Raw genomic sequence first — 15,053 nt, forward strand, 5'->3', positions numbered from 1 at the left:
AGGGTATCTCGTTTGCGACTGTACCGTCCGGACGGTACAGTTGAGGCATGAGAAGGGACGAGCTGCTGGACGCCGCCGAGGAGATCCTCTGCGACCAGGGCTCGGCGGCGCTCACCCTGGCGGCCGTGGCCGACCGGGCCGGCGTGAGCAAGGGCGGCCTTCTCTACCACTTCAACAGCAAAGAAGCCCTGATCAAGACCATGGTCGAGCGGCTCATCGACGACTTCGACCAGCTCATGGCCGCGCAGCCCGACGACACCTACACCGAGCGCTACCTCGGCGCCACCCTGGCCGCCGTGCGCTCCGGCCGGCTCCGCAGATGGGCCGTCGTCACCGGCGCGTCGGGCAACATCTACCTGCTCGCCCCGCTGCGCGAGGCGATGGCCCGCTGGCATCGCGAGGGCCTCGACGAGGAGCCCGACCGGCTGGCGTCGCAGGTCGTCCGGCTGGCCTGCGAGGGGCTCTGGGACGTGTCCAGCCACGACCCCGACCTCAACACCGAGGACGATCTCGTGGCCCTGGAGGCACGGCTGAGAAGCCTCCTCAAACCCGAGGCCATGCCCTAGCGCAGCCGTTCCAGGTGACCGACATCACTCCGGCACGCGTCCCGCCAGGCGAACGCCGCCGGCGTCCCGCCTGAGCCGCCTGAGCCGCCGACACCCCCGGCCGGGCGAACGCGCGCCGAGGCGCTTCCGCGAGCCCGGCCCCGCCGTGACGCCCCGGAAGTTCCTGAAGGCAGCGCCCGACCCACCTCCCACCGGACACGCATGGCCCGCCGCCGCGCGCGGGCCGGGCGGCGAGCCGACTTGCCGCGCCCCCGGGCGCGTGATCTCTCTGAAGACTCTGAACGTGAAAGGTACGACTGATGGCGCGCGACCTGCGAATTGCCCGTTACGGGGCGATTCTTACCTTCGTGATGTCCGGCCTGATGGTGGGCACGATGACGGTGCGCATCCCGGCGTTGAGCGACAAGCTGGGCCTGTCCGAATCATCCATCGGGATCATCCTGCTGGCGTGGGGCCTCGGCGCGCTGGTGACCATGCAGTCCATGCGGCGGATCATGGCCCGTGCGGGCAGCAAGGCCGTCCTGCGGGTCGGCGGCCCGCTGACCGCGCTGGGCCTGGTGGGCGTGGCGTTCGCGCCGAACCTGCCGCTGCTGCTGGTCGCCGCGGCGTTCTTCGGCATGGCGTTCGGCGTGGTGGACATCGCGATGAACGCCCAGGGCTCCACCGTCGAGCGGGCCTACGGGCGCCCGCTGATGAACGGCATGCACGCGGGCTGGTGCGTCGGCGCCATCGCCGCCGGCGCGCTGGGCAGCGTGTCGATCGCCCTGGGCCTGTCGTTCACCGCGAACGTGGCGCTGATCGGGCTGGTCTCCCTGCCCGCGATGGTCCTCATCGGCCGCGCGTACCTGCCCGAGGCCCCGGCGCCGCGGGCCGCGACGGCCGCCCGCCGGCGCATGCCGCCGATCGTGTACCTGCTCGGCGCGCTGATGTTCTTCGCCTTCATGGTCGAGGGCACGGTCGCCGACTGGAACGGCCTGTTCATGCGCGACGAGCTGGGCGCGCCGGAGGCGCTGGCGGCGCTCGGCTACCCGGTCTTCGAGGCCGGCATGCTCGTCGCCCGGGTCACCGGTGACCGGCTGCGGTCGAGGTTCGGGGTGCGCGGGATGCTGACCGTCTCCGGGCTGGCCACAGCCGGGTTCTTCCTGGTCGTGCTGGCCGCGCCCGCGCCGCTGGTGGCGGTGTTCGCGATGTTCTTCGTCGGTCTGGGCGTCGCGACGATCTCGCCGATGACGCTGTCGCTCGCGGGCACCGCCACTGACAACCCCGGCCCGGCGATCGCCCAGGCGGGCGCGATGGGCTACGCGGGCCTGCTGCTGGGCCCGGTGGTGATCGGCTTCCTGTCGGACGTCACCTCGCTGCGCACCGCGCTCGGCATCACGGTCGTCCTGGGTCTGCTGATCACGGTCGCGGCTCGCTTCCTGCCGCGTACGGAGCCCGCGACGATCACCGTACTGCCGCCACGGGACCGGGAACCCGCCGAGATCGCCGCCTGACGGCGGACACCCGGGCGCACGCGCGGACGGACGCGCGGACGGACGCGCGGACGCGGAGGCCGCACGGAAGGCACCGGGAGCCCGCAAGCGCGAACGGCGCCGCACCCAAGGGGTGCGACGCCGTCACAGGATGAACCGCGTGGAACTACTTGCGCTTGTCGACCTCTTCGGTGAGCTGCGGCACGACCTGGTGCAGGTCGCCCACGACGCCGTAGTCGGCGAGCTCGAAGATCGGCGCCTCGGGGTCCTTGTTGATCGCGACGATGGTCTTCGCGGTCTGCATGCCGGCCCGGTGCTGGATGGCGCCCGAGATGCCCGCGGCGATGTAGAGCTGCGGCGACACCGTCTTGCCCGTCTGGCCCACCTGGAACTGGTGGGGGTACCAGCCGGCGTCGGTGGCGGCCCGGGAGGCGCCCACGGCCGCGCCGAGCGAGTCGGCCAGGCCCTCGATGACCGAGAAGTTCTCGGCCGAGCCGACGCCGCGCCCGCCGGAGACCACGATGGCGGCCTCGGTCAGCTCGGGGCGGGCGCCCTTCTCCTGCTTGACGCGCTCGACGATCTTCGCCGCCTTGGCGCCGTCGCTCAGCGAGACGGACACCTCCTCCTCGGCGCCCGCACCCGCGGCGGCCTCGGGAGCCGTGGAGTTGGGACGGACGGCGACGATGGGCGTGCCCTTGCGCACCTTGGACTGGACGTTGACGCCGCCGCCGAAGATGGACTGGTCGGCGACGAAGCCCTCGCCGAGGCCCACGGCGTCGGTGATGACGCCGGAGTCGGTCTTGACCGCGAGGCGGCCGGCGATCTCCTTGCCCTCGGCCGTGGCCGCCACGAGCACCGCGGCGGGCGACTTGGCCGCCACGAGCTGAGCCAGCAGCTCGGCCTTGGGCGCGACCACGTAGCCGACGATCTCCTCGGAGCCGGCCACGTAGATCTTCTCGGCGCCGTACTCGGCCAGCCTGGCCTTGGCGTCACCGGTGATGCCGGGACCGGCCCAGACCGCGGCCGGCGTGCCGAGCGAGCGCGCCAGGGTCAGCAGTTCGAGAGTGACTTTCTTGACCTCGCCGTCGACATGCTCGACGAGAACGAGAATCTCCGACATATCAGCAAAACCCCCGTTCTCAGATGAACTTCTTGGCGGCGAGGAAGTCGGCGGCCTTGGCGCCACCGTCGCCCTCGTCCTTGACGATCGTGCCGGCGGCACGCGGCGGGGCCGCGGCGAAGTCGACGACCTCGGACCAGGCGGCGCCGAGGCCCACCTGGTCGGCCGCGATCTCGGCGTCGGCGATGGCCAGCGTCTCGACCGGCTTCTTCTTGGCCGCCATGATGCCCTTGAAGGACGGGTAGCGCGGCTCGTTGATCTTCTCCACCACGGAGACGATCGCGGGCAGCGTGGCCTCGACCTTGTCGAACCCGTAGTCGGTCAGGCGCTGGACGCTGATCGAGGAGCCGTCGACGTCGACCTTGTTGACCAGCGTGAGCTGCGGGGCGCCGAGCCGCTCGGCCAGCATCGCCGGCAGCACGCCGGTGCGGGCGTCGGTGGACTCAGAACCGAGGATGACCAGGTCGAACCCGATCTTCTTCAGCACCTGGGCCATCGCGTAGGAGGTGGACAGCGCGTCGGAGCCGTGTAGAGCCTCGTCGCTGAGGTGCACCGCCTTGTCGGCGCCCATGGCCAGGGCCTTGCGGATGGTCTCGGTGGCCCGGCCCGGCCCCATGGAGAGGACGGTCACCTCACCACCGTGGGCCTCCTTGAGCTTCAGGGCCTCCTCGACCGCGTACTCGTCAAGCTCGTTGACCACGCCGTCCACGGCGTCGCGGTCGAGCGTCTTGTCATCGGACCGCAGCTTACGCTCGGTCGCCGTATCGGGGACCTGCTTCACGCAGACGACGATGTTCATGGCCGGTGGCCGACCTCCCGTGTTCGCGTGCGCCACCACGTTCGGTGGACGCCGGATGCATGCTGTCCAGAGTGCCAGGTGCCCCGTGAGGTCAGTGACAGCGGGTGGCGTCAAAGCTCAACGGGCCTCCCACCAACATATTACTCACGAGTAGCTTAGGCGCGAACACGCTGCGCGGGCCGCGCCAGAGCGACACCGCTTACACCATACCGAGCTTTATTCCGCCACCCGTCCAGCGCCCCCCTCGCCGCGCGTGATCAGGCCGACAGCAGGAAGACCACGCTCACCACCAGCGCCGTGCCGGCGAACAGCGCCAGCGTGAACGTGCTGAAGACCGCGCTGAGCCCGAGGCAGATCCCGGCCGCCCCGGCGATGCCCGCGAAGTCGACGACCACCCTGGCGGTGCGGTGCGGGCGGTGGGAGAAGAGCGCCACCCCCGCGTCGCACACCACCGCCAGCGCGTAGCCCGCGAGCAGGAAGAGGGCCACCTCGGGCAGCGGCTGCCAGGCGGCCGCGGCCAGCAGGGAGACGAACAGCCCCGAGCCGATCACCCAGCGCCTGCGCACCTTCTCGCGGTGCCGCGCCCTCGACTCCTCCACCGAACGGCGATGCTGGTCACCCGGCCGCCATTCGCGGGTCGACAGGTGGTGCACGTCCTCGCGCCGGCGGCGCGGCGGCGCGACGGCGAGCGAAGGTAAGGCGCGGCCGGCGCGCGGCGCCGGCGCGACGCCCAGCCGGGCGCAGATCTGCGCGGCCGTCGGCCGCGCGGCCGGCTCGGTGGCCAGGCACTCGCGCAGCAGCGGCGCCAGCCACTCCGGCGCGCCCTCCAGGTCGGGCTCGTGGTGCACGACCCGGTAGGCGACCGCCGACACCGGCCCCAGCCCGTACGGCTGACGCCCCGTCGCCGCGTAGGCCAGCGTGGCGCCGAAGGAGAACACATCGGCCTCGGCGCCCGCCGCCCTGCCCTCCAGCACCTCGGGCGCCAGGTAGCCGGGGGTGCCGACCACCGCTCCCGAGGCGGTGACGGAGAGCGAGTCGAGCGCGCTGGCGATGCCGAAGTCGATGACCACGGGCTCGCCCTCGGTCATCATCACGTTGGCCGGTTTGAGGTCGCGGTGCACGACGCCCGCCTCGTGCACGGCGAGCAGCGCGTCGGCCAGCCCCGCGGCCAGCAGCCGCAGGTCGGCCACGGGCACCGGGACCACGCTGAGCGGCCGGCCCTGGATGTAGCGGGTGACCAGGTAGGGGCTGGCCCCGTCGAGCGAGGCGTCGAGCACCTCGGCCACGTGCGGCCCCTCGACCCGGCGCATGGTCTCCACCTCGCGGGCCAGCCGGGCCAGCGCGCCGGCGTCGGCCGCCACGTGCGGGTGCAGCACCTTGACCGCGACCGTGCGCCCCTCGGGGTCGAGCGCCAGGTGCACCTCGCCGAAACCGCCCGCGCCCAGCCGGGAGAGCAACTGATAGGGCCCGAGACGCTCGCTCATACCCCTTAGTTTCCCCTCAGGAGCTCGCTCGGACACTCAGGACCAGGGTGACAGGAAGCCCAGCCCCACCCTCTGCAGCAGGTCGTCGATCAGGCCGGTGATCAACCCGACCGTGCTGTCCTGGGCGGTCCTGGTCAACTCCTTGATCGCGGACTCGGGAGCCCGCCAGGGCACCCACGACGTCTCCTGGCCCATCGCGAACATCACCGCGAGCAGCGCGATGGTGCCCACGCTCAGCAACGCGACCGTGGCGGCGCCGGGACTGCGCAGGACCCCCGTCAGCGTGCGGGTCACCGCCTTGCGCGGCGCGCCGCCGCCCGGCAGGACGAACAGCCCCGCGGTGAAGGCGCCCGCGGCCCAGGCGGCGGCGTCGTTGACGCTCATGCCTCCGCCCCAGCGCAGCACACCCCACACGCAGACGCCGAACAGGATCGCCAGCGGCACGTGCACCAGCATCACCAGCGACGCCTTGACCAGCGCCCATGGGGTGCCGACCAGGGCGAGCAGCGGGTCGGCCGCGCTGCTGCCGCGCACCTTGCGGCGCTCGACCAGATCGCCGAAGAGGTATTCGCCCACCCGCAGCACCAGCGCCAGCGCGACGGCCACCGCGCCGACCGCGACGGGCAGCATGACCGTCAGCGCGATCAGCGTGACCAGCAGCAGCGCCCCGATGAGCTGGCTGCCCGCCGGATAGCGCCTGCGCTCGGCCGGCGGTGAGTAGGGGCGTGGCCGGGCGTCCGGCTGGTGCCGGGCCTGCGGCGCCGGCGCGGGCGGCGGGCGGTAGCCGGGCTGCGGCGCCGGGTAGCCCGCGACCCGCTGGTCAGGGCGTGGCGCGGGCGGCCGGGCCGGCATCGGCGCCGGGACGTAGGGCGGCGGCCGCTCCTCCCGCGGCCTCGGCCGGTCGTACTCGACGGGCGGCAGCAGGTCGGAGAACGTCTCCATGGCGCGGGTCCGCGACGGCAGCTTCTTGGTGCCGTCGGACGGGGTCTCGTGGAACGAGGTGACCGACGGGTCGAGCGCCCTGGCCATCCGCAGCAGCTCCTGGGCGCTGGGCCGGGCGGCCGGCTCAACGTCGAGCGCGCGGGAGAGCCACCCGCGCAGCCAGGCCGGCGCCTTGTCGAGCTGGGCGCGGCCTTCCATGATGTTGAAGCAGACCGCCTCGAACGTGCCGGTGCCGAACGGCGGCGCGCCCGTCGCGGCGAAGAACACCGTCGAGGCCAGCGCGTGCACGTCGGCCGCCTGGGTGATCTCCGAGTCGCGGATGATCTCGGGCGCCAGGTAGCCGGGCGTGCCGACGAACATCCCCGTCTGAGTCAGCCGGGTGGCGTTGACCAGGTGGGCGATGCCGAAGTCGATGACCAGCGGCTCGCCGTCGACCAGCATGACGTTGGACGGCTTGAAGTCGCGGTGGATCACCTCCGCGGCGTGGATCGCGACCAGTGCCTGGCACAGCCCCTGGGCCAGCCTGATGATCTCGCGCGCCTGCAGCGTGCCGTCGGTCAGCACGGTCTCCTCGAGCGTGCGGCCGGGGGCGAAGCGGGTCACGACGTAGGGCTGGCCGCCGACGAGCTCGGCGTCGAGCACCTCGGCCACGTGCGGGCTGCGCACCCGGCGCATGGTCTCGACCTCGCGCGTCAGCCGGTCGCGAGCCTTGAGGTCGGCGGCGACGTGTGGGTGCAGCACCTTGACGGCGACCTCGCGGCCCTCGGAGTCGAGGCCGAGGTGGACGACTCCCATGCCGCCCTCGCCGATCTTGCGGACCAGGCGATAGGGGCCGAGCCGCTCTGGCGCCTGGGTGTTGCCGGTGCTCATCGCCACCTTCCCCGCGTCATCCCCCGGTGTCCCCCTTCAGTCCGTTGAGTTGCTGCACCACAGGCCCGACGTCCAGCGGAGTCCATACGGCCCTCCTCGCGTTGTCCCCGAACGTGCCGTAGGCGAAGACCAGCGAGAGGGCGGCCACCGCCGCCAGAACTCCCGCGAGCACCATCGCACCTGTTCTCGAGGGTACGAGCGATGACAACGTTCTGCGCATCTGCCTGCCCGGCCCCTCCACTCCCGGGCCCGCGCAGATGGTCCACAGCGCCACCGCGGCCCCCCAGGCCAGAGCATTGTACGGGTCGGTGCCGAGGACCACGGTGAGCAGCAGCGTCACCGGCAGGCCGAGGATGAGCGCGTAGAGGACCAGGGCGAGCGTGATGCCGGCCGACTTGGCCAGCGCCCGCGGATGGGCGAACACCCGCACCACGTCGAGGGCCGCGGCGCCGGTCGGGCGACTCGCGTTGAGGCCGGTCTGGGCCAGGTCGGCGGCGCGCAGCAGCACCGCGACGGGGATCGCCAGCACGGCCACCAGGATCGGCGCCATGACCGCGGCCACGAGCATGATGATCAGCAGCATCGCGCCCGCCACCCCGTAGGCCCTGGACCGCTGCAGAGTCTGCCCGGGGCGCACGCCCGGGATGAACGGCTCGCGCTTGGTCCGCGGGTCGGGTGGATACTGCGGCTGCGCCGGGATGTAGGGAGGCGGCGGCTGCTGGAGCGGACGCTGCGCGGGCTGCTGCGACACGGGGTTGCCCCGGCCGTAGTCGGGCAGGTCGGGCCGGACGCGCCGGGTGGGCAGGTCGAGCGGGTCGGGCGCGTCGGGTCGTACCCGACGGGTGGGCACGTCGGGCGAGTCAGGCGTGTCAGGTCGAACCCGACGGGTGGGCACGTCGGCCTCCGGCGGGAGCGGCTGATGCCCGTGGCTGTTGACCTGCGACGGGACCTGCCACGGCTGCGACGGGCCGCTCTCGCGCTGCACCTGCCGCAGCTCCTCGGGCGTGACCCGGCGGGTCGGCCACGGATCGCCGCCGCTCTGCTCGTGCAACAGCGAGATGTACGGCTGGTCCGGCGGCCCCTGGCCGGGACCCGGCTGGGCCGGGCGCTGCTGGTCGGAGACGGGCGGGCCCTGGTTGAGCAGGCTCTGCGGAGGGGTCAGGCTGGGCGGCGGCGGCGTGAAGCGCCCGTCGTGGCCGTCGACGAGCTGCCTCGGCGTCATCGGCGGCGTCGAGATGTCGTAGGCCGGCTTGTCCACGAGCGACTGCGGCGCCGGCGGCTCGGGCCGGTCGGGGCGTGGCACGGTGGAGATCTCGTCGGGCACGCCGCTCTGCGGCTGGGGCAGCATCCGGGCGGTCTGCTCGGCCAGCTCCGCCGCCTTGGGACGCTTGGCCGGGTTGCGCTGGAAGGCGGCCTTGAGCAGCGGCTGCAGGGCCAGGGGAGCCGCGCTGACGTCGGCCTTGCCCGCCGTGATGTTGTAGAAGATCATCTCCAGCGTGCCCTTGCCGAAGGGCGGCTGGCCGGTGCCGGCGTAGAGCAGGGTGCCCGCCCAGGCGTGGATGTCGACCTCGGGCCCGGCCTCCTGCCCCTCGATGATCTCGGGCGCGAGGTAGCCGGGGGTGCCGATGAACATGCCGGTCTGGGTCAGCCGGGTCGCGTCGACCGCCTGGGCGATGCCGAAGTCGATGAGAACGGGATCACCGTCGAGGATGAGCACGTTGCCGGGCTTGAGGTCGCGGTGGATGACGCCGACGGAGTGGACGGCGGCCAGCGCCGTCGCCACGCCGTGCGCGATCTTGACCAGCGCCGGCAGGTCGAGCGGGCCGTCGTCCTTGATGATCTCGTCGAGCGGACGTCCGGGGACGTAACGCGTGACGATGTACGGGCGGTGACCCGTCACGTCGGCGTCGAGCACCTCGGCGATGTATTTGCTGCGGACCCGGCGCATGGTCTCAACCTCGCGCGAGAGCCGCCGCCTGGCGACCTCGTCACCGGCGACCTCCGCGCGCAGGACCTTGACCGCCACCTGCCGGCCCTGGGGGTCGACGGCCAGGTGGACGACACCCATGCCGCCTTCGCCGAGCCGCCTGAGCAGCCGGTAAGGGCCGAGTCGGTCATCGTTCATGGCATGAAGCACCATATCGGCTTAATCCCCGCCCACGAGATGAACCATGAGGCCACATTCCCACTCGTACAACGTTCGGATCGGGTTCAACGGTTTCCCGATCCACGGTCTCAAATTGGCCACGACTCCGAGCTCCGGCGCTCAGGTCGCGAGGGTCAGCACCTCCGCGCCCTTCAGCCGCGCCAGCGCGGCGCCGGAGACGGCGAGCTTGGATCGCCGCAGGCCGCTGCCGATGACCACCCTGGCGTGCTCGGCGACGTTGGTGTCGACGAGGATCGGCCAGTCGCCGGGCAGGCCGATCGGGGTGATGCCGCCGTATTCCATGCCGGTGAGCTCCACGGCCCGCTCCATCGGGGCGAAGCTCGTCTTGCGCGCGTCGAGATGCCGGCGCACCACGCCGTTGACGTCGACCCGCATCGTGGCCAGCACCATGCAGGCGGCGTAGCGCGTCTCGCCGCCCCGCCTGGCCGCGACGACCACGCAGTTGGCCGACTCGTCGAGGCCGACGCCGTAGCGTTCGCAGAACGCCGCCGTGTCGGCCAGCCCGGGGTCGATCTCGGCCACCTCCACGGTGTCGTCGAGCAGGCCGATGGCCTGTGCCACCGGCTCGGCCAGCAGGTCGGCCCGCTCGGTCGCGGGCCCCCAGTGCAACGTCATCCCATCTCCTCGATCGCTCTCCCAGGACCCTACGCCGGTCACGGGAGCGGCGGGCACGACGTCACGACGAGCGCATCACCCGTTCGTGCAGCTGGGTGACGGCACTGCGAGCCGACTCCATGGATCCCGCCTGCCAGGCGATCAGGTGGGTGAGCCAGTCGCCCGCGAAGTAGACCCTGCCGCTGGGACGTTGCAGAAGAGTGAAGGACGAATCAACGGCCGGCCAGCGCACCCAGCCCCCCTGGATGTGCTCCTGGCGATCCCAGGCGATCGAGACGCTCGACAGCAGGCCGGTGCGGTACTTCTCGCCGTGGATCTTCTTGCCCTGGGTGAGGGCGCGGTGCCTGCGGTCCTCCGGGGTGAGCGCGCCGTACAGCTCGGCGTGCTCGGCGGTGTTGTAGTAGCCGACCAGCAGGCCGCGCTCGGCGTGGTAGTCGTGGGACGGATACCAGATGTGCGTGATGTCGAGATCGGTCTCGGTGACGCCACCGTAGATCCGGTCCTCGAGCTCCCACCAGCGGGTGCCGTACTCCAGGCCGATCTTGCCGGTGGCGGCCGGCACGGGCGTCTTGAGCGCGGCGGTGATCTGGGTGCCCAGGTTGTGCGGGATCCGGGCGAGCAGATGGGGCGGGAGGGTGGCGACGCAGTAGTCGGCCTTGATCCGGCCGCCGTCCCAGGTGACCTCGACGCCATCGTCCAGCGTGGTGATGCCGGTGACGCGGGCGCCGGTCCTGATCCGGTCCTGGCCCACCGCCTCGGCCAGCCTGGTGACGATCGCGTCCATGCCACCGACCGGCTGGAACATCGGGGTGGCCTGCTCGTGGCCGAAGTCGTTGGTGATCGCGCGGCCGGTGCCGGCGGCGAGGACCTCCCGCAGGGAGCCGGGCAGGGCGATGGGGGTGCCGGTGTCGAGCGCCGGATATTTCACGAAACCGCGCCGGGGCGAGCCTTCGTAGTCGTGCTTGGGGCCGAGGTCGCCGAACCTGCGCAGGAAGTCGAGGAGCCGTTCCTGGTCGTCCTTGGTCAGCTTCCGGTCCAGCGCGCCGATATCTGTCGCTTTGGCGAGCAATTCGGCGACATATCCGTACATGTCGGCTCGGGCGGTACGGGCCCGCACGGTCCGGCCGTTCGTGTGCACGTACGCCTGCGCGTTGTTGTTGACGAACGTCTCGATCGGGATGCCCAGCTCTCGGCAGTAGTCCATGGCGAGCATCCACGGCGCGAGCCGCGCCGGGCCGGCGTTGAAGTACACGCCCTCCCCGAACGTGACCTCCTGCGCCGGGCCGTTCAGCTCGGTCAGCCGGTCGCCGCCGCGCAGCGTCAGGTTGCGGCCTCCGGCCTTGGCCCTCGCCTCCAGCAGCGTGCAGTCGTAGCCGGCCTTGCCCAGCTCGTAGGCCGCGGTCAGCCCGGCCACGCCGGCGCCGAGGACCACGACCGTGGCCGCTCCCCTGCCGCGCAGCGAGAAGTCACCCGGCCTGGGCGGGTCGAACGTCTTGTCCTGCTCGGCCGGCGCCAGGCCGAGGGCGCCCATGGCGGCGTACATCGCGCCCGCGCCGCCGACCGCCCCGATCCCGACGAGCAGCCCGCGCCGGGTCAGCACAGCCCCTTCCATCACCGCATCTCCTGTCGCCCGTCAGCCGTAGGGACCGCTGCCACAGGCGACCTGGCCGCCGATCGTGGCGAAGATCCCGAACAGCGCCATGATCTGGGTGAACTCGTCGGTGGTGAACTCGATGTGCCGGGCTCCGACCGCCTGCACGCCGGGGACGAGCGCCACGGCGGCCGCGATGGCGGTCGAGTTCCACTCCACCCCCAGCGTGTACGGCGGAGCCAACCGGTAGGGCGTGAAGTCGGTCAACCGATTGAGCGCCCTGACCATGCCCTCACGGATGCGGCCCTGGGCGACGCTCGGCGGCAGCAGCTCGGCCGAGAACTTGTCGATCCCCTTCTTGACCGCCACGGTCTCGACGTCGCCGAGCAGCTCGCGCGCCTCCTCGCCGACGGCCTCGTCCCCGGTCACCAGCACGACCGGTACCCCGTGGAAGCCGGCGCAGGCCGCGACCAGCCGGGTCTCGCCGCACACCTCGCCGTTCAGGTAGACGTTCTGGATCTCCTTGCCCATCCAGGTGTGGTTGAGCACGCCGTGCGGCACGCCCGCGCGGGCGTGGTAGCCCACGAAGCCCGCCGCCTGGAACGAGCCGTCGACGCCCTGGGCCATCCGCTGGGCCTTGCCGGGGCCGCGGATCAGGGTGGCGCGCGGGTCGAGCAGGTCGATCCGCAGGTTCTTGGTCGAGCCGTGCGCGTCGTTGACCAGCACCGTGCCCGCCCCGGCGAGGAACGCGCCCTCGACGGCGGCGTTGGCGTCGGCGGTCATGAGCTCGCAGCCCCGGTCGTAGCCGCGCTTGCCGGCGTGCATCTCCTCGGGGTCGGTGAGCCCGGTCACGCCCTCCATGTCGACCGACAGGTAGACCTTCACCGTCGCCGCTCCCATCGCCAACGCTCCCCCGTCACGAGCCCCACGTCTCCACCCGGCGCCTCTCGTCGTCCGTCATGAAACCGACGTTCGCCGCCATGAACGCCGCCGCCTGGTCGCGCCACGCGGCCGGGATCTCGTCGATCGCGGGCGGGTAGCAGTGGTCGAGCCAACGGGTGGACTCCTCGCTGACGTCGAAGTACTCGAGCGTCTTGGCGAACAGGGTGCCCTCGATGCCGGGCACCCGCGCGAGGCCGTACTCGATCATCTCCTGGCCGCCGTAGGGCGGCGGCTTGAACCACTTGCGGGCCAGCGCGCGGTCGGCGGTGATGGGCGTGTCGAGCGGGCGGCGCTCGACGGCGGCCTGGATCAGCTCCTTGTACAGGCACTTGCCGCAGTCGCGGCACGGGCCGTCGGTGCCGCGCAGGCACCATCGGACGTGCTCCTTGAGGTCGGAGCCGAGCGCCAGCCGCATGGTGACGGCCTCGCTCACCCCGCCGACCGGCAGCACGATGTGCAGCCCGGCGGCCGCGAACAGCCGCCCCCACTTCCCGTGCGGCGCCCACAGGTCGTTGTCGGGCGTGTAGCGGTGCAGGTAGCGGCCACCGCCGAGCCAGCGCGACCCCATCTCGTAGCCGAATCCGAGCCCGCCCAGGTCGAGCCGGTCGGCCAGGAGCAGCGCGCCGGCCGCCACGGCGTGGTGCTCGGGGTAGCCGGGCCGGGGCTCGGCCAGGGTGTACTCCAGGTCGGACTCGACGATCGTGAGCTCCCGGCCGGTCCGCCGGGCCAGCTTGGCGAGCACGTCGGAGCGGTAGTGCGGCCACCGGTTGGGCACCCGGCGGTGCGGCACCCGCCGGAAGTGCACGAACGGCGCCTCGGGATAGACGCTCGCGGCGGCCACCGAGTCGGCCCCGCCGCTGTAGGAGATGGCCAGCCTGGCTCCGTCTGGCCGGGGCTCGGCGCCCACGGGACCGGCCTCGATCCCCCAGCCGTCGTGCAGGGCGGCGGCCACCTCGGCCGAGACGGCCCGGTCGAAGGTGATCCGCCTGCGGGTCCAGGGGGCCACGACGGTCCACGCGGCGACGGCGAACAGGTCGGGGTGCGCGTCGTCCGGGGCGCCGGAGATGACGCACGAGTTGGTCGCCAGCTTGACGGGGTGTCCGTCGGAGGCGTGGCCGGTGATCTCGTCCTCGGCGCCGAGCCGGAACGTCAGCTCGCCGCCCGCCCACGTCACACGCACGGCCGCTCCTGCGACAGGCGGGTGCCCTGCTCGGCCGGGCCCGCGGGCGTGAGGCGGGACCGGAGGTCGTCGATGGCCTGCCAGACGAGGACCTCGTTCTGCAGGACGCCGTCCAGGGCCTTGGCGGTCTCCTGGGCGAGGCGGTGCGTGTCGTCGATTCTGGCCTTGTCGGCGACGGGGCCGGCGGGGCGCGCCTTGGCGTTGCGCAGGCGTTCGACCTCGGCCTGCAGGGTCACCATTTCGCGGCGGAGGGTCTGGACCTCCCAGAGAGCGTCCCTGATGTCCTGGCGATGATCAGCGATGGAAATGTAGCGAGAATCGAACCACGTACGGACGGCCTTGCGCAGCCGAGCGGGGACCAGGACGCTCATCATGAGACGCCACGATAGTGGCAAACTCCGCTTTGTAATGACGCAGTCCCCGAACGGCAACCAAGCGCTATAAATCCCGTCATCTCACGCTGTTATGCACCGTCGTTATGCACCTTCCGCCCGGGGATCGCGAGCCGTCCGGCCCGGCCGTCAGCGGCCGGTGAACGTGGGCTTGGTCTTCTCCGCGAAGGCGGTCATGCCGATCTTGGCGTCGTCGGTGGCGAAGAGGCCGGAGAACTGGAGGCGCTCGATCTCCAGCCCGGTGTCGAGGTCGGCCTCCAGGCCCCGGTCCACCGCCTGCTTGGCCGCGCGCAGGGCCACCGCGGGCCCGCCGGCGAAGGTGGCCGCCCACTCCAGGGCGGCCTTGTGGACCTCGGCGTCGGGCACCACGCGGTCGACCAGTCCGATGGCGAGCGCCTCGGCCGCGGCGACGTGGCGGCCGCTGAAGATGAGGTCCTTGGCCCGGGCCGGGCCGATCAGCCGGGGCAGCCGCTGGGTGCCGCCCGCGCCGGGGATGATGCCGAGCTGGATCTCCGGCTGGCCGAGCTTGGCCGACTCGCCGGCCAGGCGGAAGTCGGCGCACAGGGCGAGCTCGCAGCCGCCGCCCAGCGCGTAGCCGGTGATGGCGGCGATGACCGGCTTGCCGATGCGGGCCACGGCGGTGAAGCAGTCCTGGAGGGTGCGGGAGTGGAGCGACATGTCGGCGTAGGACATGCCGGCCATCTCCTTGATGTCCGCCCCCGCCGCGAAGACGCGCTCGCCGCCGTAGACGACCACCGCGCGCACGCCGGGATCGGCGTCGACCTCGCGCGCCGCCTCTCCGATCTCCCGCTGGACCTGAGCGTTGAGAGCGTTCATCTTCGGACGATCGAGCCTGATGGTGGCGATCTGGTCAACTGTCTCTACGCGTACGAACTCACCCATGGTCGGAACA

13 protein-coding genes are annotated in these 15,053 nt (G+C 72.1%); 2 read left to right on the top strand and 11 right to left on the bottom strand.

The features are described 5' to 3' along the window. Positions 1-47: 47 nt before the first annotated feature. Together AC5L3X_RS05485 and AC5L3X_RS05490 are read left to right on the top strand one after the other, a co-directional pair. Positions 48-566: a TetR/AcrR family transcriptional regulator gene (locus tag AC5L3X_RS05485; protein WP_494855489.1), complete on the top strand. Its 519-nt coding sequence runs from the start codon at positions 48-50 to the stop codon at positions 564-566. 299 nt (positions 567-865) lie between these two features. Then, positions 866-2,059, top strand: a complete 1,194-nt coding sequence (locus tag AC5L3X_RS05490; RefSeq protein ID WP_189123301.1) for an MFS transporter — start codon at positions 866-868, stop codon at positions 2,057-2,059. Positions 2,060-2,204: 145 nt separating this feature from the next. Here AC5L3X_RS05490 and AC5L3X_RS05495 read toward each other — a convergent pair whose 3' ends face one another. The 11 genes from AC5L3X_RS05495 to AC5L3X_RS05545 form a co-directional block, all read right to left on the bottom strand. Further along, positions 2,205-3,158: an electron transfer flavoprotein subunit alpha/FixB family protein gene (locus AC5L3X_RS05495; protein ID WP_189123300.1), complete on the bottom strand. Its 954-nt coding sequence runs from the start codon at positions 3,156-3,158 to the stop codon at positions 2,205-2,207. A 19-nt stretch (positions 3,159-3,177) separates the two neighbouring features. Continuing rightward, on the bottom strand, positions 3,178-3,957 hold the full coding sequence (locus tag AC5L3X_RS05500; protein ID WP_189123299.1) for an electron transfer flavoprotein subunit beta/FixA family protein: 780 nt from the start codon (positions 3,955-3,957) through the stop codon (positions 3,178-3,180). A gap of 257 nt (positions 3,958-4,214) precedes the next feature. After that, the gene (locus AC5L3X_RS05505; protein ID WP_494855492.1) at positions 4,215-5,441 is read right to left on the bottom strand and encodes a serine/threonine-protein kinase; all 1,227 of its coding nucleotides are present in this window, start codon (positions 5,439-5,441) and stop codon (positions 4,215-4,217) included. A 36-nt stretch (positions 5,442-5,477) separates the two neighbouring features. After that, positions 5,478-7,253: a serine/threonine-protein kinase gene (locus tag AC5L3X_RS05510; protein WP_494855494.1), complete on the bottom strand. Its 1,776-nt coding sequence runs from the start codon at positions 7,251-7,253 to the stop codon at positions 5,478-5,480. 16 nt (positions 7,254-7,269) lie between these two features. Beyond that, complete coding sequence (locus AC5L3X_RS05515) at positions 7,270-9,378, bottom strand: serine/threonine-protein kinase (protein WP_189123296.1); 2,109 nt, start codon at positions 9,376-9,378, stop codon at positions 7,270-7,272. Positions 9,379-9,519: 141 nt separating this feature from the next. Next, positions 9,520-10,035 (bottom strand): YbaK/EbsC family protein, encoded by a 516-nt coding sequence (locus AC5L3X_RS05520; RefSeq protein WP_494855496.1) that lies wholly within the window; start codon positions 10,033-10,035, stop codon positions 9,520-9,522. 61 nt (positions 10,036-10,096) lie between these two features. Continuing rightward, positions 10,097-11,647 (bottom strand): flavin monoamine oxidase family protein, encoded by a 1,551-nt coding sequence (locus AC5L3X_RS05525; RefSeq protein WP_494855572.1) that lies wholly within the window; start codon positions 11,645-11,647, stop codon positions 10,097-10,099. Positions 11,648-11,668: 21 nt separating this feature from the next. Further along, a complete protein-coding gene (locus AC5L3X_RS05530; protein WP_494855498.1) occupies positions 11,669-12,526 on the bottom strand; it encodes a M55 family metallopeptidase in 858 nt (285 codons plus the stop codon). Between the two features lie 16 nt (positions 12,527-12,542). Beyond that, complete coding sequence (locus AC5L3X_RS05535; RefSeq protein ID WP_494855500.1) at positions 12,543-13,748, bottom strand: DUF6395 domain-containing protein; 1,206 nt, start codon at positions 13,746-13,748, stop codon at positions 12,543-12,545. Next, entirely contained in the window at positions 13,739-14,122 is a 384-nt protein-coding gene (locus tag AC5L3X_RS05540; protein WP_494855501.1) for a hypothetical protein, read from the bottom strand. The genes AC5L3X_RS05535 and AC5L3X_RS05540 overlap by 10 nt, the downstream gene beginning before the upstream one ends. A 147-nt stretch (positions 14,123-14,269) precedes the next feature. After that, the gene (locus AC5L3X_RS05545) at positions 14,270-15,043 is read right to left on the bottom strand and encodes an enoyl-CoA hydratase/isomerase family protein (protein WP_189123292.1); all 774 of its coding nucleotides are present in this window, start codon (positions 15,041-15,043) and stop codon (positions 14,270-14,272) included. Between the last annotated feature and the right edge of the window lie 10 nt (positions 15,044-15,053).

The organism is Nonomuraea sp. CX421 (assembly GCF_059358955.1).

Excerpts from the sequence above, each read along its gene's own strand:
- AC5L3X_RS05545 (WP_189123292.1), bottom strand. The coding sequence starts at position 15,043 with ATGGGTGAGTTCGTACGCGTAGAGACAGTTGACCAGATCGCCACCATC.
- AC5L3X_RS05525 (WP_494855572.1), bottom strand. The coding sequence starts at position 11,647 with ATGGAAGGGGCTGTGCTGACCCGGCGCGGGCTGCTCGTCGGGATCGGG.
- AC5L3X_RS05485 (WP_494855489.1), top strand. The coding sequence starts at position 48 with ATGAGAAGGGACGAGCTGCTGGACGCCGCCGAGGAGATCCTCTGCGAC.
- AC5L3X_RS05540 (WP_494855501.1), bottom strand. The coding sequence starts at position 14,122 with ATGATGAGCGTCCTGGTCCCCGCTCGGCTGCGCAAGGCCGTCCGTACG.
- AC5L3X_RS05530 (WP_494855498.1), bottom strand. The coding sequence starts at position 12,526 with ATGGGAGCGGCGACGGTGAAGGTCTACCTGTCGGTCGACATGGAGGGC.
- AC5L3X_RS05510 (WP_494855494.1), bottom strand. The coding sequence starts at position 7,253 with ATGAGCACCGGCAACACCCAGGCGCCAGAGCGGCTCGGCCCCTATCGC.
- AC5L3X_RS05515 (WP_189123296.1), bottom strand. The coding sequence starts at position 9,378 with ATGAACGATGACCGACTCGGCCCTTACCGGCTGCTCAGGCGGCTCGGC.
- AC5L3X_RS05495 (WP_189123300.1), bottom strand. The coding sequence starts at position 3,158 with ATGTCGGAGATTCTCGTTCTCGTCGAGCATGTCGACGGCGAGGTCAAG.
- AC5L3X_RS05520 (WP_494855496.1), bottom strand. The coding sequence starts at position 10,035 with ATGACGTTGCACTGGGGGCCCGCGACCGAGCGGGCCGACCTGCTGGCC.
- AC5L3X_RS05505 (WP_494855492.1), bottom strand. The coding sequence starts at position 5,441 with ATGAGCGAGCGTCTCGGGCCCTATCAGTTGCTCTCCCGGCTGGGCGCG.
- AC5L3X_RS05500 (WP_189123299.1), bottom strand. The coding sequence starts at position 3,957 with ATGAACATCGTCGTCTGCGTGAAGCAGGTCCCCGATACGGCGACCGAG.
- AC5L3X_RS05490 (WP_189123301.1), top strand. The coding sequence starts at position 866 with ATGGCGCGCGACCTGCGAATTGCCCGTTACGGGGCGATTCTTACCTTC.